26 protein-coding genes are annotated in these 24,558 nt (G+C 50.5%); 23 read left to right on the forward strand and 3 right to left on the reverse strand.

From position 1 onward, the window contains the following. Positions 1-255 precede the first annotated feature (255 nt). Positions 256-975, reverse strand: coding sequence for a protein-glutamine gamma-glutamyltransferase (locus ACNA6I_RS02055; RefSeq protein WP_231579104.1), 720 nt, complete (start codon positions 973-975; stop codon positions 256-258). 117 nt (positions 976-1,092) lie between these two features. Continuing rightward, a complete protein-coding gene (locus ACNA6I_RS02060) occupies positions 1,093-2,364 on the reverse strand; it encodes a replication-associated recombination protein A (RefSeq protein WP_048006196.1) in 1,272 nt (423 codons plus the stop codon). A gap of 178 nt (positions 2,365-2,542) precedes the next feature. Between ACNA6I_RS02060 and cymR the strand changes: the two genes are divergently transcribed. The 19 genes from cymR to ACNA6I_RS02155 all read left to right on the forward strand — a co-directional run bounded on the left by cymR (position 2,543) and on the right by ACNA6I_RS02155 (position 20,610). Next, positions 2,543-2,962 (forward strand): cysteine metabolism transcriptional regulator CymR, encoded by a 420-nt coding sequence (gene cymR, locus ACNA6I_RS02065; RefSeq protein WP_048006195.1) that lies wholly within the window; start codon positions 2,543-2,545, stop codon positions 2,960-2,962. A gap of 11 nt (positions 2,963-2,973) precedes the next feature. Continuing rightward, positions 2,974-4,116, forward strand: coding sequence for a cysteine desulfurase family protein (locus ACNA6I_RS02070; protein WP_063191998.1), 1,143 nt, complete (start codon positions 2,974-2,976; stop codon positions 4,114-4,116). A 29-nt stretch (positions 4,117-4,145) separates the two neighbouring features. Beyond that, complete coding sequence (mnmA, locus tag ACNA6I_RS02075; RefSeq protein ID WP_048012625.1) at positions 4,146-5,261, forward strand: tRNA 2-thiouridine(34) synthase MnmA; 1,116 nt, start codon at positions 4,146-4,148, stop codon at positions 5,259-5,261. A 65-nt stretch (positions 5,262-5,326) separates the two neighbouring features. After that, the gene (locus ACNA6I_RS02080; protein WP_416312899.1) at positions 5,327-5,494 is read left to right on the forward strand and encodes a hypothetical protein; all 168 of its coding nucleotides are present in this window, start codon (positions 5,327-5,329) and stop codon (positions 5,492-5,494) included. A gap of 143 nt (positions 5,495-5,637) precedes the next feature. Beyond that, positions 5,638-6,309: a tetratricopeptide repeat protein gene (locus tag ACNA6I_RS02085; protein WP_048006192.1), complete on the forward strand. Its 672-nt coding sequence runs from the start codon at positions 5,638-5,640 to the stop codon at positions 6,307-6,309. A gap of 17 nt (positions 6,310-6,326) precedes the next feature. After that, a complete protein-coding gene (locus tag ACNA6I_RS02090; RefSeq protein ID WP_416312900.1) occupies positions 6,327-8,696 on the forward strand; it encodes an ATP-dependent RecD-like DNA helicase in 2,370 nt (789 codons plus the stop codon). A gap of 147 nt (positions 8,697-8,843) precedes the next feature. Next, positions 8,844-9,029 carry a hypothetical protein gene (locus ACNA6I_RS02095; protein WP_048006190.1) on the forward strand — a complete coding sequence of 62 codons (186 nt, stop codon included), beginning with the start codon at positions 8,844-8,846 and terminating at the stop codon, positions 9,027-9,029. Between the two features lie 15 nt (positions 9,030-9,044). Then, complete coding sequence (locus ACNA6I_RS02100) at positions 9,045-9,176, forward strand: YrzQ family protein (protein WP_082139339.1); 132 nt, start codon at positions 9,045-9,047, stop codon at positions 9,174-9,176. Between the two features lie 90 nt (positions 9,177-9,266). Then, complete coding sequence (locus ACNA6I_RS02105) at positions 9,267-10,352, forward strand: AI-2E family transporter (protein ID WP_048006189.1); 1,086 nt, start codon at positions 9,267-9,269, stop codon at positions 10,350-10,352. Positions 10,353-10,660: 308 nt separating this feature from the next. Beyond that, positions 10,661-13,285 (forward strand): alanine--tRNA ligase, encoded by a 2,625-nt coding sequence (gene alaS, locus ACNA6I_RS02110; RefSeq protein ID WP_416313207.1) that lies wholly within the window; start codon positions 10,661-10,663, stop codon positions 13,283-13,285. A gap of 83 nt (positions 13,286-13,368) precedes the next feature. Beyond that, positions 13,369-13,635 carry an IreB family regulatory phosphoprotein gene (locus ACNA6I_RS02115; protein ID WP_048006427.1) on the forward strand — a complete coding sequence of 89 codons (267 nt, stop codon included), beginning with the start codon at positions 13,369-13,371 and terminating at the stop codon, positions 13,633-13,635. 3 nt (positions 13,636-13,638) lie between these two features. Beyond that, positions 13,639-14,055: a Holliday junction resolvase RuvX gene (ruvX, locus tag ACNA6I_RS02120; protein ID WP_179125841.1), complete on the forward strand. Its 417-nt coding sequence runs from the start codon at positions 13,639-13,641 to the stop codon at positions 14,053-14,055. A gap of 15 nt (positions 14,056-14,070) precedes the next feature. Beyond that, positions 14,071-14,358, forward strand: coding sequence for a DUF1292 domain-containing protein (locus ACNA6I_RS02125; protein ID WP_048006187.1), 288 nt, complete (start codon positions 14,071-14,073; stop codon positions 14,356-14,358). A 147-nt stretch (positions 14,359-14,505) separates the two neighbouring features. Beyond that, the gene (mltG, locus tag ACNA6I_RS02130; RefSeq protein WP_416312901.1) at positions 14,506-15,645 is read left to right on the forward strand and encodes an endolytic transglycosylase MltG; all 1,140 of its coding nucleotides are present in this window, start codon (positions 14,506-14,508) and stop codon (positions 15,643-15,645) included. A 174-nt stretch (positions 15,646-15,819) separates the two neighbouring features. Then, a complete protein-coding gene (locus ACNA6I_RS02135; protein ID WP_416312902.1) occupies positions 15,820-16,473 on the forward strand; it encodes an O-methyltransferase in 654 nt (217 codons plus the stop codon). 232 nt (positions 16,474-16,705) lie between these two features. Next, positions 16,706-17,341 (forward strand): uridine kinase, encoded by a 636-nt coding sequence (udk, locus tag ACNA6I_RS02140; RefSeq protein WP_048006185.1) that lies wholly within the window; start codon positions 16,706-16,708, stop codon positions 17,339-17,341. Between the two features lie 170 nt (positions 17,342-17,511). Continuing rightward, positions 17,512-17,988 (forward strand): transcription elongation factor GreA, encoded by a 477-nt coding sequence (gene greA / locus ACNA6I_RS02145; RefSeq protein WP_048006184.1) that lies wholly within the window; start codon positions 17,512-17,514, stop codon positions 17,986-17,988. A gap of 96 nt (positions 17,989-18,084) precedes the next feature. Next, positions 18,085-19,833: a peptidoglycan D,D-transpeptidase FtsI family protein gene (locus ACNA6I_RS02150; protein ID WP_416312903.1), complete on the forward strand. Its 1,749-nt coding sequence runs from the start codon at positions 18,085-18,087 to the stop codon at positions 19,831-19,833. A gap of 81 nt (positions 19,834-19,914) precedes the next feature. After that, the gene (locus ACNA6I_RS02155; RefSeq protein ID WP_048006182.1) at positions 19,915-20,610 is read left to right on the forward strand and encodes a YrrS family protein; all 696 of its coding nucleotides are present in this window, start codon (positions 19,915-19,917) and stop codon (positions 20,608-20,610) included. Positions 20,611-20,659: 49 nt separating this feature from the next. On the opposite strand, the gene ACNA6I_RS02160 is transcribed toward ACNA6I_RS02155, so the two are convergent. After that, the gene (locus ACNA6I_RS02160) at positions 20,660-20,866 is read right to left on the reverse strand and encodes a DUF2536 family protein (protein WP_048006181.1); all 207 of its coding nucleotides are present in this window, start codon (positions 20,864-20,866) and stop codon (positions 20,660-20,662) included. 169 nt (positions 20,867-21,035) lie between these two features. Between ACNA6I_RS02160 and ACNA6I_RS02165 the strand changes: the two genes are divergently transcribed. From ACNA6I_RS02165 to ACNA6I_RS02180, 4 genes are read left to right on the forward strand one after another with little or no spacing between them, the layout of a single operon-like run. Then, complete coding sequence (locus tag ACNA6I_RS02165) at positions 21,036-21,674, forward strand: class I SAM-dependent methyltransferase (RefSeq protein ID WP_048006180.1); 639 nt, start codon at positions 21,036-21,038, stop codon at positions 21,672-21,674. A gap of 15 nt (positions 21,675-21,689) precedes the next feature. Further along, positions 21,690-22,382 carry a 5'-methylthioadenosine/S-adenosylhomocysteine nucleosidase gene (mtnN, locus tag ACNA6I_RS02170; RefSeq protein ID WP_048006179.1) on the forward strand — a complete coding sequence of 231 codons (693 nt, stop codon included), beginning with the start codon at positions 21,690-21,692 and terminating at the stop codon, positions 22,380-22,382. 45 nt (positions 22,383-22,427) lie between these two features. Further along, positions 22,428-23,357, forward strand: coding sequence for a PLP-dependent cysteine synthase family protein (locus ACNA6I_RS02175; protein ID WP_048012618.1), 930 nt, complete (start codon positions 22,428-22,430; stop codon positions 23,355-23,357). Then, positions 23,354-24,490, forward strand: coding sequence for a bifunctional cystathionine gamma-lyase/homocysteine desulfhydrase (locus ACNA6I_RS02180; protein WP_048006177.1), 1,137 nt, complete (start codon positions 23,354-23,356; stop codon positions 24,488-24,490). The genes ACNA6I_RS02175 and ACNA6I_RS02180 overlap by 4 nt, the downstream gene beginning before the upstream one ends. Positions 24,491-24,558 lie beyond the last annotated feature (68 nt).

Raw genomic sequence — 24,558 nt, forward strand, 5'->3', positions numbered from 1 at the left:
CTCCTCGTGCCTGCGGGGTCTTGCCCGACCTCCTATTCCGCTGGAGTCAACCGCCCTCCGCTCCAATCCACTCTATGCTTGTGTATTGGTGAGTGGCCGTGGATTGGGTGCTTTTTGTAATTGTGTACGTTCGAATTGGAGGTTTAGTAGGCGATCGTACGGTGGCTGCAATGGGTTGTGGGTTGGCAGTGCAATGAACGGTCTGTGACTGCTGTTGGGTGTTTGCTGAAGTGTTGCGTTACTCTCCGGCCCTTTTTATCGCCGGTAGGGGTAGAATCTTGCTGAGTTCAACCGGGTCACCTGGTTGAGAAGGTAGGCGGATTTTTTTGCGCCTTCGACTCTCAGGGTGTCCAAGGCTTCAATCATCCCTTTGTGTGTAACCATGCCGATTCCGTGGCCGAAGTAAAGGTCATCGGCCATATAAACGGAGTTTTCTCCCATCCAGATGGGGTCTGCGTAGTCGGGATTATAGAAGTAATACACGTCGCCGGGGATGCGATCGACGCCGCGGTACGTTTCCATCCACAGGTTTTCATTATAATTGGATCCCCAGATGAACAGATGGGAATAAAGGTCATTGAATATTGATGGTTCAATGGAATCAAGGATGCTTTTATAGTAGATCAGGACGATCGTGGTTACGCATTCGAAGCTGTACAGGGCGCTGTTGATGAAGACGTCACGGATGGCATCTGACGGAAGACGGCCGCGCCTGAGCTCGTATCCATACGGGGTCTTGATCCAGAAAGCCGGATTGAATCGGGAGTCGGCGAAAGCGGAGAATTCCGAGTCTCCTTCATTGATCTTTCTGGCATTGTGGAGTATATGGGATCTCAGGTCGATTTCAAATTTCAGTTGGGCTTTTGACGGGAATTCATAATCCATGGGGGAGTTGTTCAATGCTTCGTAGATGGCACGCTGTTCGTCGGGGAGGCTTTTCGGGTCCATGGGATTTCCTTCAATCAAATGTATCAAAGTAGCTCACCTCCTGGTTAGTATCAGGGTATGTAAATCCCGGTCATGGGTGAGAGCGGAAAGGAAGGAGTCTGCATGAAAAAGCCCGGGGCGCAGCGCCCCGGGCTTTAAATGTTACTACCTGTGCTTATTGATATTTTCATAAACCTGGCCGATGGCCTGCTCGAACTTTCCTGTTTTCTTTGGTTGGTAGTATCTGGCGTTTTTGATCCGGTCCGGCAGGTAGTCCTGTTTGACCCAGCCCGATTCATGATCGTGCGGGTATTTATATTCAACCCCTCTGCCAAGCTCGGCCGCCCCTTGGTAGTGGGCGTCCTTGAGATGGGCGGGCACTTCGCCGCTTTTTCCTTTCCGGATATCGGAAAGGGCTGAATCGATGGCAGAGATCGCGGAGTTGGATTTGGGTGACAAGCAAAGTTCGATGACGGCATTGGCGAGCGGGATCCTTGCCTCAGGGAACCCGATCTTCTCAGCCGTTTCCACGGCGGCAAGGGTGCGGGGCCCTGCCTGGGGACTGGCAAGCCCGATATCTTCGTAGGCGATGACCAACAATCTTCTGGCGATGCTCGGCAGGTCTCCTGCTTCCACCAGTCTTCCGAGATAGTGGAGGGCGGCATTTGCATCGCTTCCCCGGATCGATTTCTGAAAGGCGCTGATCACATCATAATGGGCATCGCCGTCCTTATCGTGGGAGAAACTTTTCTTCTGCAGGCACTCCTCTGCGATGGAGAGGGTGATATGAATGACTCCATCTGCATCAGGAGAGGTGGAGAGCACGGCGAGCTCCAATGCGTTCAGGGAGCTCCTGACATCACCGAAACTGCTGCTGGCAAAATGCTCGATCGCTTCTTTGCTGACATCGAGCTTGTACGTTCCGAGTCCACGCTCTTCATCTTCGATGGCCCGGTGGATGGCCTGTTTCATTTCATCCGGGGACAGTGGCTTCAGCTCGAATATCTGGCACCGGCTCCTGATGGCAGGGTTGATGGCATGATAAGGGTTGCTCGTGGTCGCACCGATCAGGGTGATCATGCCATTTTCAAGATAAGGAAGGAGGTAGTCCTGCTTTCCTTTATCTAGGCGGTGTACCTCGTCCAGGAGGAGGATGACCTTGCCCGACATCTTGGCTTCCTCTGCTACGATCTGAATGTCCTTCTTATTATTGGTGACCGCATTCAATGTCTTGAACCGGTACTGGGTGCTCCCGGCAATGGCACTGGCGATCGACGTCTTCCCGATTCCCGGTGGTCCATACAGAATCATGGATGACAGTTGTTTCGCCTTGACCATCCGATCGATGATCTTGCCTTCCCCTACAAGATGTTGCTGACCGAGGATCTCATCGATGGTCCGCGGCCTCATTTTGAAAGCGAGTGGTTTTATCGACATGGTATATCTCTCCAAACTGGCGTTCTGATACCTTTTACTTTATCACACGGGTACCCTTTATGGAAATAACCTGCGCATGTGCCACCTTTCGCAGTGGGACAAGGAATATGCTATAATGGCAGGAGCGAATGAAACCATACAGTTAATGTAATTACCCTATATAGCAGAGGTGCTTGAAATGAAGATATCCACGAAGGGCCGGTACGGCTTGACGATCATGATCGAACTGGCCAAACGCCACGGTGAGGGACCGACATCCCTCAAGACGATTGCGCAACAGCATGATTTATCAGAACACTATCTTGAACAACTGGTTGCTCCGCTTCGGAACGGCGGGTTAGTCAGGAGCATCAGGGGTGCTTATGGAGGGTATGTCCTCGGCCATGAACCTAAGGATATTACCGCAGGTGACATTATCCGGATCCTCGAGGGGCCGATCAGCCCTGTTGAAGGGATCGAGGACGAGGAGCCTGCCAAGCGTGAGCTCTGGATCCGCATCCGTGATGCCGTGAAGGACGTGCTCGATAATACAACGATCGAGGATCTCGCCAGTCATACAGATGACGGAGAATCCGATGCTTATATGTTTTACATCTAGGAGGTAAGTGAATGAACAGAATCTACTTGGATCATGCGGCAACGTCTCCCGTTCACCCTGCGGTGATCGATGAGATGATGACGGTCATGCAGGGAACGTTCGGTAATCCGTCGAGCATCCATTCGTTCGGCAGGGAAGCACGCTCTATCGTGGACCATTCCCGTTCCATTGCTGCAGCATCGATTCACGCAGACCATAATGAAATCATCTTTACAAGTGGCGGTACAGAGGCTGATAACATGGCGATCATCGGGGCTGCCATGAAGAATCGGGAGCGCGGGAATCATATCATCACTACCGAAATCGAGCATCATGCCGTCCTCCACACATGTCAGAACCTAGAGAAACAGGGGTTCGAGGTGACCTATCTGCCCGTAGATGAGACAGGCAGAATCAGTGTGGATGCCGTGAAGGCCGTCCTGCGTGAAGACACGATCCTAGTCACCATCATGTTCGGGAATAACGAAGTGGGGACGATCCAGCCCATCTCCGAAATTGGACATCTCCTGAAGGACCACCAGGCACTTTTCCATACGGATGCCGTGCAGGCCTATGGACTTCAAGAGCTGCATGTCGGCGAATTGGGTGTCGATCTTCTTTCCGTTTCAGGGCATAAGATCAATGGACCCAAAGGGGTTGGCTTCCTCTATTGCAGGAAGGATGTGGATATCCTTCCCCTCGCACACGGCGGCGAACAAGAGAGGAAGCGTCGCGCAGGAACGGAAAATGTCCCTGGAATAGCCGGACTTGCCAAGGCCATTGAAATAGCCTCTTCATCCATGGAAGAGAAGCGCAATCGATACGCAGGATTCAAAGAGATCCTCAAGGAAAAGCTAGCCGGATCCGGTATTTCCTATGAGGAAAACGGATCGCTTGAGCATGGGCTTCCCCATGTGCTAAACTTGAGCTTTGCCGGCACAGATGTTGAATCCATGCTGGTGAATTTTGATATGTCAGGAATCGCCGTATCAAGCGGATCTGCTTGTACGGCTGGATCAATAGAACCATCTCATGTACTGGTGGCGATGTTTGGAGGGGACTCGGAGAAGATCCGCAACTCCATCCGCTTCAGCTTCGGATTCGGGAACACGGAAGAAGACATCGTGCGGGCCGCAGATGAAGCGGTGAAGATCATCCATCGTCTCACGACATGAAGAAGGAAAGATAAAGGGAGGTGGCATAGATGAAAAAAGAACCGAAAGACACACGGGTGGTCGTCGGGATGTCAGGTGGGGTGGACTCATCTGTCGCGGCGCTCCTACTGAAAGAGCAGGGCTATGAAGTCATCGGCGTGTTCATGAAAAACTGGGATGATACCGATGAAAACGGCGTCTGCACCGCAACGGAAGATTATGATGACGTCATCCGCGTCTGCAATCAGATCGGCATTCCGTATTATGCGGTCAATTTCGAGAAGCAATACTGGGATAAGGTCTTCACCTATTTCCTTGATGAATACAAAGCGGGACGTACACCGAACCCGGATGTCATGTGCAATAAGGAAATCAAGTTCAAAGCTTTCCTTGATCACGCACTGAAGCTTGGTGCAGACTATCTTGCCACAGGGCACTACGCACAGGTGGAGTATCGCGACGGAGAATACAAAATGCTCCGTGGGGTCGATAACAACAAGGATCAAACCTACTTCCTCAATCAGCTCGGGCAGGATCAGCTGGAGAAAGTCATGTTCCCCCTGGGCGGCATCGACAAGAAGAAGGTTCGTGAAATTGCGAAGGAAGCTGGACTTGCCACGGCAACAAAGAAAGACAGCACGGGCATCTGCTTCATCGGCGAACGGAACTTCAAGGACTTCCTCGGAAACTATCTTCCTGCACAGCCAGGTAATATGGAAACCCTGGACGGAAAAGTCATGGGTAAACATGATGGACTCATGTACTACACCATCGGACAGCGGCATGGCCTGGGAATCGGCGGCGCCGGCGACCCTTGGTTTGCCATCGGTAAAGACCTTGAGCGCAATGTCCTCTATGTGGGACAAAGCTTCGAGCATCCGGCACTGTACTCCGATTCGATCCTGGCAACGGACGTTCACTGGACATCGAATGACCCTAAACGGGAATCCTTCACATGCACAGCGAAATTCCGCTACCGTCAGGATGACAACGCGGTGACGGTCATCCCTCAGGAAGACGGCACCGTATCCGTCGTGTTCGACGAACCGATCCGCGCCGTCACACCGGGACAGGCCGTCGTTTTCTACAACGGAGATGAATGCCTCGGAGGCGGAACCATCGACACGATCTACCGCAACCAGGAAAAACTCACATACGTGGGATAAAGAAAAGCGGAGGGGGCTGGGTCTGGGGCGACAAGCATAAGAGGGGAAAGCCAAAAAGGCGTTCTGTGCCTTTATGGCTTTCACAGCTTATGACCTCGAGCCCCAAGCCTCCGGAGCTGGACAATAAAGAAAAGCGGAGGGGGCTTGCCCTGGGGCATCAGTACCCAGACCTAAAAGCCTTTAAAGCTGAATCGAGAAAAATGGATGGGGCCGACCCGGCATCAGCTGGATGACCCCCATCCCTCATAATGGACTGAACAGGAGGCCATTCTTCTATCAGTCCATTTTTTGTTTGGGAAGAGAATGGATGGGACGATGTGGTATACTACTACCATCATCGGTTACATACTAGACGAATTTTAAGAGGTGTTTTCATATGGATAAAAATGCAAAAGGTATTGAACTGCTGCAACAAGGGAAAGTGGAGGAAGCCGTTCAGATCTTCACAGAAGCCATCGAGGAGAATCCGACGGACCCGGTAGGCTACATCAACTTCGGGAATGTCCTCATGTCGGTTGGAGACCCGGAAAAGGCGAAGCGCTTCTTCGAACGTGCGATGGAGGTCGACCCGGAAGCGGGTGCAGCTTACTATTCACTTGGTACGCTTCACTTCAATCAAGGGGACTATGATCATGCGAAGGACCAGTTCGAACGTGCGATCACAAAAGGGATGGAGAATGCGGACGTCCACTTCATGCTGGGTATGAGCCTCTCGCAGCTCGATCAGCCGAAGCTTGCCCTGCCTTATTTCCAGCGCAGTGTCGAGCTGAATGATCAGGACGTAGAAGCCTTCTTCCAATTGGGCCTTTCCCTTGCAAAAGTGGAAGCCTATACGGAGGCGATTGCAGCCTTCAACAATGTGCTATCACTTGATCCGGAGCATGCGGATGCCTATTACAATCTCGGTGTCGCCAATCTGGTCCATGAGAGCAATACAGATCAAGCGCTTGCCTTCTTCCATAAGGCCATCGAGCTTCAGCCTGACCATGAACTTGCCCAGATGGGCGTTGCGACGGTGGACATGATCAAGAAAGAAGAGAGTGAATAACCGGGGGGTTCGCTGAATTGAGCCAGCAAGACTCTTTACAATTATTTGGAGACGAAGAACTGTATGTCAAAGGACGCCATCTTGTCACGATTTTCCACAATGAAGATAATATGTACAGCGTCGTGCGCATCAGGGTGGAAGAGACCAATGATGAGGACTACATTGATAAAGAAGCCGTGGTCACGGGCCATTTCCCGAAGCTTCATGAAGATGAGACCTATTCGTTTTTCGGTCGATTCCAGGATCACCCGAAGTTCGGCACGCAGTTTCATGCCGACCACTTCAAGAAGGAGATCCCCCAATCGAAGCAGGGGATCGTCCACTATCTATCAAGTGATCTGTTCAGTGGAATCGGGACGAAGACGGCTGAAAAGATTGTAGAACACGTCGGGGAGAATGCCATCACCAAAATCCTCGAGAATCCATCGGTCCTCGATGAGGTGCCGAAGCTTCCGAAGGAAAAGGCCAAGACCATCTTTGATACTTTATCCGAGCATCAGGGTCTTGAGCGGGTCATGATCATGCTGAACGATTTCGGATTCGGTCCCCAGATCTCCATGAAGATCTATCAGGCCTACAAAGAGCAGGCACTTGAGATCATCCACAACAATCCATATAAGCTGGTGGAGGATATCGAAGGGATCGGCTTCAATCGTGCCGATGAACTGGGTTCAAAGATCGGCATCACCGGCAGTCATCCTGACAGGATCAAGGCGGGCTGCTTGTATACGTTGGAGCAGATGTGTGTGAAGCAGGGTCATGTGTACCTCGAGGCGGAAGAACTTATTGTAAGCGTGAAGGAACTGCTGGAAAAGAGTCAGTCCGCGCGTATCGAATTCGAGGAGATCTCTGCCCAGGTCGTGGCGCTGGAGGAGGAAGGGAAAGTGGCTGGAGAGGGAACGAAGATTTACACCCCTTCCCTTTATTTCTCTGAAAAGGGCATCGTCTCGAATATCGAAAGGATCCTTGCCCAGACCGACTATGAGGACCAGTTCCCCCAATCGGAATTCCTCCTTTCCCTGGGATCGTTGGAAGACCGTCTGGGCGTGCAATATGCCCCCTCGCAGCGCGAAGCCATCCAAACGGCACTCATGAGCCCGATGCTCCTTTTGACGGGAGGACCCGGAACGGGGAAAACCACCGTCATCAACGGGATCGTCGAGCTGTATGCCGATCTTCACGGGTGCTCGCTCGATCCGAAGGAGTATAAAGACGAACCGTTCCCGGTGCTTCTTGCTGCACCGACGGGAAGGGCCGCCAAACGGATGACGGAATCGACGGGGCTGCCTGCCATGACCATCCACCGGTTGCTGGGCTGGAATGGGAAAGAAGGGTTTCAGACGGATGAAGAGCGGGCCATTGAAGGGAAATTGCTGATCGTCGATGAAGTATCGATGGTGGATACATGGCTTGCCCATCAGCTTCTGAAGGCCCTTCCTGAAAACATCCAGGTGATCTTCGTTGGCGATGAGGACCAGCTCCCTTCCGTCGGACCTGGACAGGTGCTGAAGGATCTATTGGAATCGGGCAGGGTGCCGACGGTGCGATTGACGGATATCTATCGTCAGGAAGAAGGCTCTTCCATCATCGACCTTGCCCATCAAATGAAGGACGGACGTCTGCCTCATGACCTTGTGAAACAGCAAAAGGATCGCTCTTTCTTCCCTTGCCGTACCAATCAGATCGCCGAAGTGGTTCAGAAAGTCGTGGAAAACGCGAAGAAGAAGGGTTTCACACCCAAGGATATTCAGGTGCTGGCCCCGATGTACAGAGGCCCTGCCGGTATCGACCGGTTGAATGTCCTCCTCCAGGAAATCTTCAACAAGAATGATGGAACCAGGAAGGAAATCGCCTTCGGGGATGTGAAATACCGGATCGGGGATAAAGTGCTGCAGCTTGTCAATCAGCCCGAGAACAATGTCTTCAACGGGGATATCGGTGAAGTGGTTTCGATCTTCTATGCAAAGGAAAACACAGAGAAGCAGGATATGGTCATCGTTTCCTATGAAGGCACGGAAGTCACCTATACGCGTCAGGATCTCGGACAGATCACCCATGCCTACTGCTGCTCCATCCATAAATCCCAGGGAAGTGAGTTTCCCATCGTCATCCTTCCCGTGGTGAAGAGCTATTACCGTATGCTCAGGAGAAATCTTCTATATACGGCCATCACCAGAAGCAAACAGTTCCTTATCCTGTGCGGGGAAGAGGATGCGTTCCGCATGGGGGTCGAGCGGGAAGAGGATATCATAAGGAAAACGACACTGAAGGAAAGGCTTCAATCCATGGAAGACATCGTTCCAGCAGATGAGGCTCCCTTCGATCTCATGAACGTGGACCCCATGATCGGGATGGAGGGCATCACGCCGTATGACTTCATGACGTGAGACTGGAAATCGTTTCAGCTCATGAATAGTTCCATTCTGCCCAAACTAGGAAGGAGCGTTCGAACAATCTTCGCCTTTCAAGTATATCTTTTTGCTCGCAGGGCCATGATGGTAAGGATAAAACCGTAGAACGAGGTGAATCCTGCCATGAAATGTCCGAACTGCCAAAGCAAAGATATAGGGAAAATCGGCATCAATCAGTTTTATTGCTGGGGATGCTATATCGAATTATCCCTGTCCAAGGGAGTCATCCACACCCATCAGGTGGAGGAAGATGGCTCGCTGAGTTCGCTTGATGATCTGTTTGACGAAGAAGAACGCCAACTAAGCTAGGGAGAGGTGTTTTTCATGAACAGGACGTTTTCATCGATCGTTGGGTTCGGTGCAGGCATTGCCGCCTCCATCTATTCCCAAAGGTCCAACATAATGAATCGCAAGCAAATGAAGAGATTCCGCAAACAAGTGAAGAAGCTCTTCTAAAAATACCTCGAAGGTCCGGCTGCCGCCGGGCCTTTTCTCATGACTAAAACCTCTCTTCTTCGGCACACTACATAGAAGGGAGGGACGTTCATGGCTACCAATTATGCGAAATGGCTTTATCGATTAACCATTACCTTTGTTGCCTCATTGCTATTATATGTCCTTTTTCTGTTGAAGCCGGTATGGCAACCCGTCCTTGACGTGCTCTTCTTCGCGGCCTTGCCCTTTGTCATCGGTGCGTTCATCGCGTACCTGCTCCATCCCGTGGTCGAGAAGCTTCATGAACTCGGGATTCACCGTGGGATCGCCATCCTCCTCATCTACCTTCTCTTCTTTGGCAGCATCGGGTGGGGGATCTATAAGGGGACACCGGCCATCATCCACCAGATCGACGACCTGTCTCAAAACGCCCCGGTATTGACCGATCAATACAACAGAGGGCTCACCTACATCCAGTACAAGACCGCCACGTGGCCGGAAGGCATCCAATCCATGCTCGATAAGCGGATCAATGGGCTGGAAGCATGGGTGACGGGCCTTGCCGCCGTCGTCCTTGCCATTCTGATGAAGTTCATGAATTCACTTCTGATCATTGCCATCATCCCGTTTGTATCCTTTTATCTGCTGAAAGATGCGGTGAAGGTCAAGCGGTTCTTCATCCGACTCACTCCCCGCAAGTGGAGGGAAAGCAGTGCGAGCTTCCTCAAGGATGTGGATGCATCATTAGGCGGATACATCCGAGGGCAGCTGCTCGTCTGTCTGATCATCTTCGGTGTGTCGACATCCGCCCTCTGGCTCGTCGGAATGAAATATCCCCTCATCCTCGGCCTGATCATCGGGGTGACGAATGTGATTCCATATTTCGGACCGATCATCGGGGCCATTCCGGCGGTGCTTGTAGCGAGCACGATATCCCTTCACATGGTGATCTACGTGGTGATCATCGTCCTGGTCCTGCAGTTCCTCGAAGGGAATATCCTGTCTCCCCTGATTGTCGGGAAGACGCTGCATATGCACCCCCTCTTCATCATGGGTGCATTGATCATAGGCGGTGAGGTCCAAGGTGTGATCGGCATGATCGTGGCAGTACCGGCCCTTGCCATCATCAAGGTCGCCATATTGCACGGCCGGACGCATTTCATTCACTCCCGTCAAAAAGAAAAGGCGGGACATTGACAAACCCTTCGATTATTTTTATAATCCAACATATACATGCAAAAATGATGAAGGAACGAGTACGTCATAGTCCATTGAGAAGAGAGGGCATCCCCCAGGCTGAAAGGATACCCGGATGAAGGATGACGGAAGGCTGATCCGGAGTGCAGGAGAACCCTGCCGTATGGCCGCGTTAAGGCGTATTGAGGGATGGATAAGAACGTTTATCCATAACCAGGGTGGTACCGCGAGCTAGCTCTCGTCCCTGATCAGGGATGAGGGCTTTTTTGTATTCTTTTTTATTTACATATTCAAAGGAGGAACTAATGATGAAAACATTGACAGGAGCCGAAATCCGGCAAAAATTCCTGGATTTCTTCCAGGAAAAGAACCATGGTGTGGAGCCGAGTGCTTCGCTGGTCCCGCATGAGGATCCATCACTTCTATGGATCAATAGTGGAGTCGCAACGCTCAAAAAATATTTTGATGGACGTGTGATCCCTGAAAATCCAAGGATCGTGAATGCACAAAAATCGATCAGGACGAATGATATCGAAAACGTGGGTGAGACTGCCCGTCACCACACATTCTTTGAAATGCTCGGGAACTTCTCCATCGGCGATTACTTCAAGGTGGAAGCCATCGAATGGGCATGGGAATTCCTGACGAAAGAGGAATGGATCGGATTTGATCCTGAAAAGCTTTCCGTAACGATTCATCCTGAAGATCATGAAGCATTCGATATCTGGCATACCAAAGTCGGAGTACCGGCAGAACGCATCATCCGAATCGAGGGGAACTTCTGGGATATCGGGGAAGGACCAAGCGGACCGAACACGGAGATCTTCTATGACCGAGGTCCGGAATATGGGGAGGACCCAAATGATCCTGAACTGTATCCAGGCGGGGAGAATGACCGTTATCTTGAGGTATGGAATCTTGTGTTCTCGCAGTTCAACCATAATCCTGACGGGACGTACACCCCGCTTCCGAAGAAAAACATCGATACCGGTATGGGCCTAGAGCGTATGGCGTGCGTGGTCCAAGGCGTGCCGACGACCTTCGATACCGACCTCTTCATGCCGATCATTTCGGCTACAGAAGGTATGTCGGACAGTAAATACGGCGTGCGCAAAGAAGACGACAAAGCATTCAAAGTCATTGCCGATCATATCCGGACCGTGGCATTTGCCATCGGGGACGGGGCCCTTCCTTCCAATGAAGGACGCGGTTATGTACTGAGACGTTTGCTCAGAAGGGCTGTGCGCTTCGCGAAGCAGATCGGCATCAACCGTCCGTTCATGTTCGAACTCGTTCCGGTCGTAGCGGAAGTGATGGTCGACTTCTATCCGGAAGTGAAGGAAAAGATCGAGTTCATTCAAAAAGTGGTGAAGAACGAAGAAGATCGTTTCCATGAAACGCTGAATGAAGGACTGCAGATCCTCTCAAGCGTCATCAAAGAACAAAAGGCAGCAGGAAGCACCGTCATTCCGGGTAAGGATGTATTCAGATTGTATGATACGTATGGATTCCCTGTAGAGCTCACTGAGGAATATGCAGAGGAAGAGGGGCTGACTCTCGATCAATTCGGCTTCGAGTCCGAGATGGAAGCACAGCGCGAACGTGCACGCTCCGCCCGCCAGGACGTGGGAAGCATGCAGGTCCAAGGCGGCATCCTCAGCGATGTGACAGTGAAAAGCGCATTTGTGGGCTATTCGAGTCTTGAAACAACGGCTACCGTCCTAGAAGTCATCGTGGGAGATGAGCGCCAGCCAAAAGCCGAACAGGGGCAAGAGGTGCAGTTCATTCTTGATGAAACCCCGTTTTATGCTGAAAGCGGCGGGCAGATCGGAGATAAGGGTTATCTCTTTGCCGATGGGGTAAAGGTGTTTGTAAGAGACGTCAAAAAGGCTCCGAACGGCCAGAACCTCCACTCGGGTATCGTAGAAGAAGGATCCCTGCACAAGGATGCAGAAGTGAAGGCCGTCGTTTCAAGGGAATCCCGCAAGAAAGTCGAGAAGAATCACACAGCTACCCATCTTCTCCATCAAGCACTGAAGGATGTACTAGGGGAGCATGTCAATCAGGCAGGGTCCCTCGTTGAACCGGACAGGCTCCGCTTCGACTTCTCACATTTCGGTGCCATCACGGAAGCAGAGATGGAACAGATCGAACAAATCGTCAATGAAAAAGTATGGCAGGCCCTTCAAGTCAACATTGAACAGAAGACCCTTCAGGAAGCAAAAGCGATGGGGGCCATGGCACTCTTCGGCGAGAAATACGGGGATGAAGTGCGTGTGGTTTCCATCGGCGACTACTCCCTCGAACTATGCGGTGGCTGTCACGTAGGCAATACCTCTGAGATCGGCCTCTTCAAGATCCAGTCAGAAGGTGGTATCGGAGCAGGCACGAGAAGGATCGAAGCTGTGACAGGCGAAGGGGCATACCGTGTCCTGAATGACCAGGTTTCCCTTTTGAAGGAAGCGGCTTCCAAGCTGAAGACCAATCCGAAAGAAGTGACGGTCCGCGTCGAATCCCTTCTGCAGGAAATGAAGGAACTTCAGAAAGCAAATGAATCATTGGCGGCAAAATTGTCCAACATAGAAGCAGGAAACTTGACCGACCAAGTCAAAGTCGTGGATGGAGTCAATGTCCTGACGGCAAAAGTCGGAGGCGGCGACCTGCGCAACATGATGGATGACCTGAAGCAAAAGCTGTCCTCCGGTGTGATCGTCCTTGCTTCTGCCAATGGCGACAAAGTCAACATCATCGCAGGTGTGACGAATGATCTCGTCAAAGAAGGCTATCACGCAGGCAAGCTTGTGAAGGAAGTCGCTACACGCTGCGGTGGAGGCGGCGGCGGACGTCCGGATATGGCCCAGGCAGGCGGAAAAGATGCATCAAAACTGGATGATGCCCTTCAATTTGTAGAAGAATGGGTTAAATCCGTTTAACTCCCTGTCAAAGTGGTGTACAATGGTTGTAACGATTAACAATTCGGTTGTCAAAAAGACAAGCCTGAAGAGAGGTGCCAATGATGAGTTCTTTTGACAAAACGATGCGATTTGATTTTTCCGAGGAGCCGTTTGAACATGATGTGAAGGAAGTCCTCCTTCAAGTCCATAATGCACTTCAGGAAAAAGGGTACAACCCGATCAATCAAATCGTAGGGTATTTACTTTCCGGAGATCCCGCGTACATTCCAAGGCATCAAGATGCCAGGAATATCATCCGACGCCTTGAGCGCGATGAAATCATCGAAGAATTAGTCAAATCGTATTTGAAACAGCATAAAGAGGGATAACACATGCGCACTATGGGATTGGATGTCGGCTCGAAGACCGTGGGTGTCGCCATCAGCGATGCCTTCGGCTGGACGGCCCAGGGAATCGAAACCATCAAGATAGACGAAGAGAAGAATACGTTCCGGCTCGACAGGATCAAGGAGCTCGCAGAAGAATATGAAGTGAGCAAGGTCGTCGTCGGCCTGCCGAAGAATATGAACAATACCATCGGTCCCCGCGGGGAAGCTTCCCAGGCATATGGAGAGCTTGTCCGCACCGAGCTCGGTGTGCCCGTCGTCTTTTGGGATGAGCGGCTCAGTACGATGGCTGCCGAAAGGGTTCTCCTTGAGGCAGATGTGAGCAGGAAGAAGCGTAAGAAAGTAATCGATAAAATGGCTGCCTCCATGATCCTTCAGGGATTTTTGGACAGTCAAAAATAATGAGGTGTATTTAAAATGGAACATGGCGAAAAACAGATCACAGTAGTAGACGAACAAGGAAACGAACAGCTTTGTGAAGTCCTCTTCACATTCGAATCAGATAAATTCAACAAATCATACGTTCTGTATTATCCACTTGGAGCAGATGAGGATGATGAAGAAGAAATCGAAATCCACGCTTCTGCATTCCTGCCTGGAAACGAAGGCGAAGAAGGCGAATTGCAACCGATCGAAACAGAAGATGAGTGGGACATGATCGAGGAAATGCTCAACACATTCCTCGAAGATGAAGAAATGGAATAAGGATTCATCACACGCAGGGGCCGGTGAAGGGAGAAAACTCTCTCCTTTTTACCGGCCCCTGTTTTTCTTTGTGCAAAATATTGTATAATGGTGGAGATGATGTCGAAATCAATGTCGGATATCCCGCTTTTTGCTCGAAAGGGGGGAATGGTTATGACAGATAAAAAAGAGATAAAGGAAACGCTGATGAAAAAATTACTCGAACGACAATCCGAAGCAAGGTCCATCAGGAAGATCGTCGGCCTCATTCTTCTATGTGTGGTCATCCTCATTGGGGGAACGGCTGTAGGCGGTTATTTCTACGTCAAGTCCGCCCTGAAGCCCGTGGACCCCGATGATTCCAAGCCCGTCAATGTAGAGGTGCCGATCGGCTCCGGAGTCTCCACCATCGCAGATCTTCTTGCAGACAAGGGGATCGTGAAGAACGCAACGGTATTTAAGTATTATGTGAAGTTCAACAATGAATCAGGGTTCCAGGCAGGGAGCTACGGTCTCACTCCATCCATGACGATGGATGAGATCATCAAAAGCCTGAAGACCGGCAGGGTGATCCGTGATGCGGAGTTCACCATCACCGTCCCAGAAGGCCTGCAGCTTGATGAGATCGCCGCGCTGATCGGTGAAAAGTCACCGTATTCAAAGCAGGAAGTGGAAAAGAAGCTGGAAGATAAGAAATGGATCGAGCAATTAAAGAAGGAATATCCGAATCTCATTACGAAAGATGTCTCAAACAAAAACATCAAACGGCCGCTTGAAGGGTATCTATATCCGGCAACCTATTCGTTCTACGAAAAGAAGCCGTCGCTTGAAAGCATGCTGAAGGAAATGATCAACCAGACGAACGAGGTGCTGGCCCAATACGAGCCGGCCATGAAAGAGAAGAAAATGTCCCCGCATGAACTCTTGACCTTTGCCTCACTGGTGGAGAAGGAAGCAACGGAGAAAGCGGACAGAGGAAAGATCTCAAGTGTCTTCTATAACCGCATTGAAGAGGACATGCCTCTTCAAACGGATCCAACCGTGCTGTATTCACTTGGTAAACATAAGGCAAGGACCACCTACAAGGATCTGGAAGTGGATTCTCCTTACAATACGTACAAGAATAAAGGACTGCCACCAGGGCCGATTTCAAATGCAGGGGTATCGTCCATCGAAGCGGCATTGGAGCCGGAAGACACAGATTTCTACTACTTCCTTGCTTCATCCAACGGGACCGTCTACTATTCGGAAACCCTGGATGAACATAATGAAAAGAAAGAAAAGTACATCACGAATAAGAAGGACTGATCCATGGAGGAGGAAAGAAATATTCGCTTTCCTCCTCTTCATATGATAAAATGATACAAGTTATTTTCATATACCGATGCCCGGCGTTGTAAGTAGAAAGCTCAAGGTAGCTTTCTTCTTTTCATGTTCATTGCGCTCTCAGGGCCGGAAAATAAACGATAGAAGGTTGATTCCGTGGACGAAAAAGTAATCGATTATATAGAATCCATTGTTCTGGACCGTTCCGATCTGCTTCAGGAAATGGAAGCATATGCTGAAGCGAACGATGTGCCCATCATGGAGCTTGTCGGAATCGAGGCACTCCTTGGGATGCTCAGGATCCAACAGCCGAAGCGGATCCTTGAAGTGGGGACGGCAATCGGATACTCTGCACTGAGGATGGCCGAAGCGCTTCCCGATACCACCATCGTCACACTTGAAAGGGACGGGGAAAGGTATGAGAAGGCGCAGGAGTTCCTTGGCCGTTCATCTGCACGTGACAGGGTCACCACCCTGTTCGGTGATGCCCTCGAGCTGCAGGAAGATGTAAAGCGTCATGGGCCGTATGATGCGGTCTTCATCGATGCTGCCAAAGGTCAGTATCGCAAATTCTTCGACAGTTATTCCGAGATGCTGACCGAAGAAGGTGTCGTATACTCTGACAACGTTCTGTTCAAGGGGCTTGTTGCAGAGGAAGTGGTTGAGCAGAAGCGGATCCGTAACATGGTGAAGAAGCTGCAGGACTATAATAAATGGCTGATGGACCATCCGGAATATGATACGTCGATCCTTCCTGTCGGGGACGGGGTCGCGATCAGCAAAAAACGGGGTACCCGTGAAGAAGCCTAGAACTCCGGTGAAGCTGACCGTTCATCATGCATGCATGAAAAACGAGCGGGGGTGGAGGGGAATGCTGAGTGGCCAAAGAGGGATCGTTCAGATCCGGTCATTCAGCCCATCATACACCCAAGTGGGATGAAAAAGGGAATGAGCAGGATGTTGTCCGCCACCCATTATAAATTGTGAAAGATCATGCAGAGCAGGAGCACTGCATGATTCGAAAGGAGAACATCGTAACCTTATGAAGCAGAAACCCGTCGTCATTGGTGTAGCAGGAGGTTCAGGGTCAGGGAAGACAAGCGTAACGAAAGCGATCTACGAACAATTCCAGGGCCATTCCATCCTCATGCTGCAGCAGGATTATTATTATAAAGATCAATCCCACCTACCATTCGAGGAGCGTCTGAAGACGAACTATGACCATCCACTGGCGTTCGATAATGACCTTTTGATTGAACATCTCCATGGACTATTGGACCATCAGCCCGTGGAAAAACCGGTTTATGATTATAAGATGCATACGCGTTCGGATGAAACGATTCCTGTTGAGCCGAAAGATGTGATCATCCTGGAAGGAATCCTTGTATTAGAAGATGAAAGATTGCGCAACTTAATGGATATTAAACTATATGTGGATACCGATGCTGATCTCCGCATCATCAGAAGGATGCTTCGCGATATCAAGGAGCGCGGGCGCTCCATTGATTCCGTCATTGATCAGTACATCACGGTCGTCCGCCCGATGCACAATCAATTCATCGAGCCGACGAAGCGGTATGCCGATGTGATCATTCCGGAAGGCGGCCATAATCATGTGGCCATCGATCTCATGGTCACAAAAATTCAAACAATTCTTGAACAAAAGTCATTTTTGTAATACGATAGCATAGATAAATAAAGTCCAAAATTTACAAATCCCCACAATTGAACATCATCAGGGAATGGAGAAGGGTTTCATCTTCTCCATTCCCTCGCTTTACATGCTGAAGCAATAAGGTACATAAAGAGCACGGGGATGCTCTAAATAGAGAAGGAGTGAAGAGGGTCATGAGTACAGAAAAAGTATACCCGATGACGATCGAAGGGAAAGAAAAATTAGAAAAAGAACTGGAGAACCTGAAAACGGTTAAACGTAAAGAAGTCGTCGAGCGCATCAAAGTCGCAAGGAGCTTCGGGGATCTATCCGAGAACTCTGAGTACGATGCAGCCAAAGATGAGCAGGCATTCGTAGAAGGACGCATCTCGACGCTTGAAAATATGATCCGTAACGCCAAGATCATCCAGGAAGATGATCATAATTCCGATACGGTCCAGCTTGGTAAGAAGGTGACCTTCATCGAACTTCCTGATGGCGATAAAGAAACATATTCCATTGTGGGAAGCGCTGAAGCCGATCCATTTGAAGGGAAAATCTCCAATGACTCACCGATCGCCAAAAGCCTTCTCGGACACAAAGTAGGCGAACAAGTGACGGTTCAGACTCCAGGCGGGGAAATGAGCGTCAAGATCGTAGAAGTAAGCTGATAAAAAGAAGGGGGCCTGCGGGCCTCTTTTTTTATGGGGAAAATCAAAGGACTAATTCATCTCGGAACCGTCAACACTGATGGGAGAGGTGAAAGCATGAAGAAGAAGCGGGTCTTATTCTTAAGTATCATCCTATTATCCATCCTGTTTGGTCTGATCGGAAGGCTGATGCAGGTGCAATTGGTCCAAACCGAGTCATTTTCCAAGCATAAGATCAATCTGATTGAGAGCAGCGTGGAACAGCGGACGCAGCAGATCGTCATAGACGAAGGGAGGGGGGCTTTCCTTGATCGTGCAGGCAATCCCCTGACCTTCGATGAAGAAAATGTCGTGGTGCTCTTCCCGTTCCTGAATAAGATTGAGTGGCCGAGCGCCACAGTAGCATCCATCCTGGGGATGAACGAAGCAGACATCAAGCGGGATCTCCTCGGGGCAAAGGAACCCGTCGTTTTGAAAGGGAGCCAGGATCTTACGCAGTCTCAAATGGACCGCGTGAACGCTCTGGAGGTGCAGGGGGTCTTCGCCGTGAAGAAAAAAGTGAAAAAGTCTGTGATCCCTGCCGCGCAGCTGATCGGGGTGACGGGTGAAAACACGACCCTGTTCCATGAGCGGTATCCCGATAGGGTCAAGGGGGCCAATCAGCCTGTTGGTGTCTCGGGGCTTCAGGGCATATTTGACGAATGGCTCATAGCCGAGGAGCAGGCGAAGCTCGTGTATCATGTGGATGCAACGGGAGGGCCTCTGTTCGGAGCCGACGTGAAATATATCGCCTCGGCCAATCCATTCTATCCATTAAACGTGAAGACGACAATTGATTCAAGAGCGCAGCAAGCCCTTGAAGAAGTCGCTGATACGTACGAGATGAAAAAAGGCGGTCTTCTTCTCCTTGATATCGAGAGCAACGAGATCGTGGCCAGCGTCTCACGACCGAAGATGAAAGAGGGGGAGCCATTCGGTGAAGGGGCGACGGATTATATGAGAAAGGCCCTTATCCCAGGGTCCGTCTTCAAGACGGTCATCGCAGCGGCGAGCCTTGAGGAAGGGCTGGTGGATGAATCAAGGATGTTCGACTGTGACCGGGATATCAGGGGCGGGGAAGCGCAGAAGCCCCACGGCTCGATCAATATCAAAGATAGTCTGGCAGCGAGCTGCAATCGTACATTTGCAGACCTCGCGAATGAACTGACAGAAAAAGATCCAGATCTGATCGAGACGTACGCAGATAAACTCGGCCTCACGGGAGATGTCTCCTGGAAAGGGGACGTATTCCACTATGAGGATTTCTCCCAGTTGAAGCTGGAACAATCCAGGATCTTTGCGTCAGATGCAGCAAAGGGAGATCGCAACGAGATCGCCATGACCGGGATCGGACAGAACGAAGTGAGGGTGACCCCCATCGGCATGGCCAATATGATGGCGACGATTGCAAGGGGAGGGAAGGCGTACGAGGTGAGTGCGGTTTCGACGGTTGAATATCAGAACGGGGCGGATATGGTGAATTTCCCGAAGCGGGAAGGCGGAGAAGGAATCAGCCCGTTCACAGCGATGAAAATGCAGCAATATTTGCGCGGAGTCGTGAATTCTCCCCTTGGGACGGCCCCTTATCTGCAGGAAGCAGCATACGAAGTGGCCGGTAAGACCGGCACAGCCCAGACGGGAAGCTACCGGGGAGAAACCATCAAGGCAAATGAGCTTTATAATAAGTGGTTCGCAGGCTACTTCCCTTTCCGCGACCCGAAATATGCCCTCGTGGCGGTGAATATGGATGTTCTTGTGGATGAAGGTGGCATCTATCCGATCTTCAAGGACAGTGTCGATGCGCTCTACCGTCTTGATCAGGAATGAGTCGAAGGAAATGGATAATGTTTCGCTTTCTTCTTTTTCCCCTGTCTGTTAAACTATTGAGGATAATAGGGAGGGAAAGACATGGCGAAGTACCAATCTCGATTAGATAAACGATCAAAAAAGAACACCAATAAAATCCTGAATATCATGATTGCAGTCGTCGTCCTATTGATCCTTGTAGTGGGCGGCTCGATCCTTATTGGAGGCGGGAACGACAAAAGCTCCGATACGGCTTCTTCCTCTACTGGTAACGGAGGGGACAAAAAAGCCTCTGCCGAAGAAAATAAAAGTGATACTGACAAATCAGATGACCAGGATTCAAACGATAAAAAAGCTGCTGACGATGAAGAGGACAAGGACAAAAAAGAAGACAAAGATGAAAAAAAATCCGATGATGACAACGAAAAAGATCTGAAGTCGGAAGATGACAGCAAGCTCAAAGTCCAGGATGGCGACGAACCGAATGTGGATAAAACCGTTGTGCATCCAGACTGGAAGCCGGTCGGCACTTCACAATCAGGGGAGCATGTGTCTTCCTATGATCTGGGGACCCCCGACTGGAATGAAAAGGTGAAAGCTCTATCCTACGCTACCGGAATACCGGAAAACAATATGACGGTGTGGTATATTGAAGGAAATGGAAGTCCTCAGAAATCCATCGGTACGGTATCCGCCAAGAATGATTCCCAAGCTTACAGGGTCTATCTGCAGTGGATCGATGGAGAAGGCTGGCAGCCTACCAAGGTTCAGGAACTGATTGAAAACGATAAGAACTAAAGAAATCCGCCCGGGTCATGGACCCGGGCGGATTTTTCTGTTGATGCATTCATTGATTCAGCTTGAAATGGACGACGGCCGTATAAAGGCGGCGTCCGTGTTCGTCTACCGTCACATGGTGCTGGACGTGATGGACCCTGAGCATGATCGACTGGTTCAATTCGATCTGTTCGGAAATGTTCTTCTCCAGAGTGGAAAGATCTGCGGCTTCGAAGAACTCCACCTTATCCTTGATCAATTCAAATGAGATACTCATGTTTATCCCCCTCTTATCGGTTCGCCTCCTTATTTTAGGGCTTGTCTGTCCCTTTAGCAATGGATAACAGTTGAATAATGAGGATGGATATGATAATTTAATAACAGTTTTAAAATTAAATCATAGTATATGGATAGGAATTATAAACTTTCCAACAGGAGTGGGATCGATGGGTAGAGAGTTTTTGGATTTATTCCAGGATTGGGCGAATTCATATGACGATACGGTAACGGGTCATGATGTTGAATATCAGGCGGTGTTTGAACACTATGATGCCATACTTGATGCAGTGGCTGCCCGTGCAAAAGGAAGGGTCGTCGAATTCGGTCCCGGAACGGGCAATTTGACGAAGAAGCTCTTGGAGAACAAGCTGGAGGTTCTGCCGTTCGAGCCTTCCCCTGAGATGAGGGAGATCGGCATGCAGAAACTCGGGGATCTGGTGACATTCAAAGATGGTGACTTCCTTGACTTCAATCTTGATGGGGCGGTGGACTCTTTCGTCAGTTCATACGCGTTTCACCACCTCACCGACGAGGAAAAAGGAAAAGCCTTTGAGATTTATGGCAAGTACCTGCCCCGTGGTGGTAAAATAGTATGGGCCGACACCATGTTCGAAAGTGACCGGCACTATCAAGCCGCCATATCCGCAGCCATCGAAAAGGGATATCACAATCTTGCAGATGACCTGAAACGCGAATACTACACCACATTGGATGTGTTCAGAGCCCTTCTTGAACCAAAAGGATTCACTGTCACATTCGATCAGGTGAACGCATTTGTATGGATCATGGAGGCGACTAAACAGTAGAAAGAGGTTTACACTATGAAAATCGCCATCATCGGAGCAATGGAAGAAGAAGTCACTCTATTGAGGGAAAACATTTCGAATCCTGTGGTCGAAACCATCGCAGGGTGTGAATATACAAGCGGGACAATGAAAGGGAAGGAAGTCGTCCTTCTACGTTCCGGAATTGGAAAGGTAAATGCCGCCATGTCGACAGCGGTCCTACTTCAACATTTCAAACCGGATTGCATCATCAACACCGGATCAGCAGGCGGATTCGACCCTGCACTGAACGTCGGGGATGTGGTCATTTCCACAGAGGTACGTCATCATGATGTGGATGTGACGGCATTCGGTTATGAATACGGTCAGGTGCCTCAGCTTCCGGCTGCCTTCACAGCAGATGAAAAATTGAAACAAATCGCCGTCCAGTCGGTGAAGAAAATGGGCGACGTACAAGTCGTTTCCGGCTTGATCGCAACAGGGGATTCATTCATGAGCGATCCTGCGCGGGTCGAAGCGATCCGTGACAAGTTCGATTCCTTGCAGGCAGTGGAGATGGAGGCGGCTGCGATCGCACAGGTTGCCCATCAATTCGGCACCCCGTTCGTCATCATCCGTTCCCTTTCTGATATTGCCGGGAAGGAATCCGATCTGTCATTCGATCAATACCTGGAAAAAGCGGCCCTGCATTCAGCCAATATGGTCATGAATATTGTAGAGTCCGTATAAAGAGAGAAGCTGTCCCGGTGGCAGCTCTGTAAGGGGGAGCAACCTTTGGAAGTATATAGCAGTGTACAGGAACTCATCGGGAACACACCCATCGTGGAACTGACGAACTTCCCGCTGAAGAAAGGGGTCCGGCTTTTCGCGAAGCTGGAATTCATGAATCCGGGTGGCAGTGTCAAGGACCGCCTTGGAAAAGAACTACTGGAAGATGCGATCCGGACTGGCAAGATTCAAAAGGGCGGTACGCTCATAGAGCCCACGGCAGGCAATACAGGTATCGGACTTGCCCTGGCGGCGGTGAGTTCAGGTTACAAGGTGATGTTCTGCGTCCCTGAAAAGTTCTCGGTCGAAAAGCAGACCCTCATGAGGGCCCTCGGTGCCACGGTGGTGAACACCCCGACAGCCGACGGGATGAAGGGGGCCATCGCCAAGGCCGAACAGCTGCTGAAGGAGATCCCCGGTTCATATTCACCTGCACAGTTCTCGAATGCAGCGAACCCCATGACCTACTACAAGTCCCTCGGTCCGGAAGTCTGGAAACAGATGGATGGACGGATCGATACGTTTATAGCGGGCGCCGGCACAGGCGGTACGTTCATGGGGACGGCGCGCTTCCTGAAAGAACAGAAGGCGTCGCTCAGGACCGTCATCGTCGAGCCTGAAGGGTCCATCCTGAACGGAGGTCCGTCCGGTCCCCACCGCACAGAAGGGATCGGCATGGAGTTCCTGCCGGATTATATGGATCCATCTTATTTCGAGGGGATCCATACGGTGAGTGATAAAGATGCTTTCACCATGGTAAAGGAACTGGCCGTAAAAGAAGGCCTTCTCGTCGGAAGTTCTTCGGGTGCGGCCATGTATGCGGCACTCCTCGAAGCAGAGCAGGCTGAACCCGGGGCACATCTCTTGACGATCTTCCCGGATTCCAGCGAACGATACTTAAGTCAGGATATCTATGAAGGAGGAAGTTCAGAATGAAAAAGAAAACGAAACTGATCCACGGCGGCATTCCGACCGACCCCCAGACGGGTGCGGTGTCCACACCGATCTATCAGGTAAGCACATATAAGCAGGATGAAGTCGGTAAGCATAAGGGGTTTGAATATTCCCGGTCAGGAAATCCGACCAGGCATGCCCTTGAGGAATTGATCAAAGATCTTGAAGGCGGAGAACGAGGGTTTGCATTCGGTTCCGGTATGGCCGCCATCACAGCGGTGATGATGATGTTCAATAGCGGTGATCATGTCGTCCTGACGGATGATGTCTACGGCGGTACCTACCGTGTGATGACAAAAGTATTGAACAGGCTCGGCATCGAATCGACATTCGTCGATTCCAGCAATCCATCGTCCATCGAAGAAGCGATCCGTGAGAATACGAAAGCGGTCTATATCGAGACACCGACCAATCCGCTCCTGAAGATCACGGATATCAAAGCAGCAGCAGCCCTTGCAAAGAAGCATGGCCTGCTCACCGTAGTTGATAATACGTTCAGTACGCCATACTGGCAGAATCCCCTTGCCCTAGGTGCAGACATCGTCCTTCACAGTGCCACCAAATACCTTGGAGGACACAGTGATGTCGTGGCAGGACTCGTGGTCGTGAATTCCGATCAGCTCGCGGAAGAACTCTTCTTCGTTCAGAACTCTACCGGCGGTGTCCTCGGTCCACAGGATTCATGGCTGCTCATCCGCGGGATCAAGACGCTCGGCCTCCGGATGGAAGAGCACGAAGTCAATACGAAGAAGATCGTCGACTTCCTCCTTCAACATCCAAAAGTGTCCAAGGTCTATTACCCTGGACTTGAATCGCATCCGAATCACGAGATTGCAAAAGCACAGGCTTCTGGCTTCGGCGGTATGGTTTCGTTCGATGTGGGAAGCGAGGCGAATGCCGACCGTCTTCTCACCAATACGAAATACTTCACCCTGGCAGAAAGCCTCGGTGCCGTGGAAAGCTTGATTTCCGTGCCTGCCCGCATGACGCATGCCTCCATTCCGAAGGATCGCCGTGACGAACTTGGCATCACGGATGGCCTCGTCAGGATCTCCGTCGGCCTTGAGGATGTGGAAGATCTGATTGAGGATATCGATCAAGCGCTCTCTAAATAAGCTGGCAGGGATGGCATCAATTACATGAGGGTTGACACCTTCGGATATGTTACCATAGATTGTGAGTC

The sequence above is a fragment of the Rossellomorea sp. FS2 genome (genome assembly GCF_047915635.1).
GTDB classification, from domain to species: Bacteria; Bacillota; Bacilli; order Bacillales; family Bacillaceae_B; genus Rossellomorea; species Rossellomorea marisflavi_A.

Excerpts from the sequence above, each read along its gene's own strand:
- ACNA6I_RS02060 (WP_048006196.1), bottom strand. The coding sequence starts at position 2,364 with ATGTCGATAAAACCACTCGCTTTCAAAATGAGGCCGCGGACCATCGAT.
- cymR (WP_048006195.1), top strand. The coding sequence starts at position 2,543 with ATGAAGATATCCACGAAGGGCCGGTACGGCTTGACGATCATGATCGAA.
- ACNA6I_RS02070 (WP_063191998.1), top strand. The coding sequence starts at position 2,974 with ATGAACAGAATCTACTTGGATCATGCGGCAACGTCTCCCGTTCACCCT.
- mnmA (WP_048012625.1), top strand. The coding sequence starts at position 4,146 with ATGAAAAAAGAACCGAAAGACACACGGGTGGTCGTCGGGATGTCAGGT.
- ACNA6I_RS02085 (WP_048006192.1), top strand. The coding sequence starts at position 5,638 with ATGGATAAAAATGCAAAAGGTATTGAACTGCTGCAACAAGGGAAAGTG.
- ACNA6I_RS02095 (WP_048006190.1), top strand. The coding sequence starts at position 8,844 with ATGAAATGTCCGAACTGCCAAAGCAAAGATATAGGGAAAATCGGCATC.
- ACNA6I_RS02100 (WP_082139339.1), top strand. The coding sequence starts at position 9,045 with ATGAACAGGACGTTTTCATCGATCGTTGGGTTCGGTGCAGGCATTGCC.
- ACNA6I_RS02105 (WP_048006189.1), top strand. The coding sequence starts at position 9,267 with ATGGCTACCAATTATGCGAAATGGCTTTATCGATTAACCATTACCTTT.
- alaS (WP_416313207.1), top strand. The coding sequence starts at position 10,661 with ATGAAAACATTGACAGGAGCCGAAATCCGGCAAAAATTCCTGGATTTC.
- ACNA6I_RS02115 (WP_048006427.1), top strand. The coding sequence starts at position 13,369 with ATGAGTTCTTTTGACAAAACGATGCGATTTGATTTTTCCGAGGAGCCG.
- ruvX (WP_179125841.1), top strand. The coding sequence starts at position 13,639 with ATGCGCACTATGGGATTGGATGTCGGCTCGAAGACCGTGGGTGTCGCC.
- ACNA6I_RS02125 (WP_048006187.1), top strand. The coding sequence starts at position 14,071 with ATGGAACATGGCGAAAAACAGATCACAGTAGTAGACGAACAAGGAAAC.
- mltG (WP_416312901.1), top strand. The coding sequence starts at position 14,506 with ATGGTTATGACAGATAAAAAAGAGATAAAGGAAACGCTGATGAAAAAA.
- udk (WP_048006185.1), top strand. The coding sequence starts at position 16,706 with ATGAAGCAGAAACCCGTCGTCATTGGTGTAGCAGGAGGTTCAGGGTCA.
- greA (WP_048006184.1), top strand. The coding sequence starts at position 17,512 with ATGAGTACAGAAAAAGTATACCCGATGACGATCGAAGGGAAAGAAAAA.
- ACNA6I_RS02150 (WP_416312903.1), top strand. The coding sequence starts at position 18,085 with ATGAAGAAGAAGCGGGTCTTATTCTTAAGTATCATCCTATTATCCATC.
- ACNA6I_RS02155 (WP_048006182.1), top strand. The coding sequence starts at position 19,915 with ATGGCGAAGTACCAATCTCGATTAGATAAACGATCAAAAAAGAACACC.
- ACNA6I_RS02160 (WP_048006181.1), bottom strand. The coding sequence starts at position 20,866 with ATGAGTATCTCATTTGAATTGATCAAGGATAAGGTGGAGTTCTTCGAA.
- ACNA6I_RS02165 (WP_048006180.1), top strand. The coding sequence starts at position 21,036 with ATGGGTAGAGAGTTTTTGGATTTATTCCAGGATTGGGCGAATTCATAT.
- mtnN (WP_048006179.1), top strand. The coding sequence starts at position 21,690 with ATGAAAATCGCCATCATCGGAGCAATGGAAGAAGAAGTCACTCTATTG.
- ACNA6I_RS02180 (WP_048006177.1), top strand. The coding sequence starts at position 23,354 with ATGAAAAAGAAAACGAAACTGATCCACGGCGGCATTCCGACCGACCCC.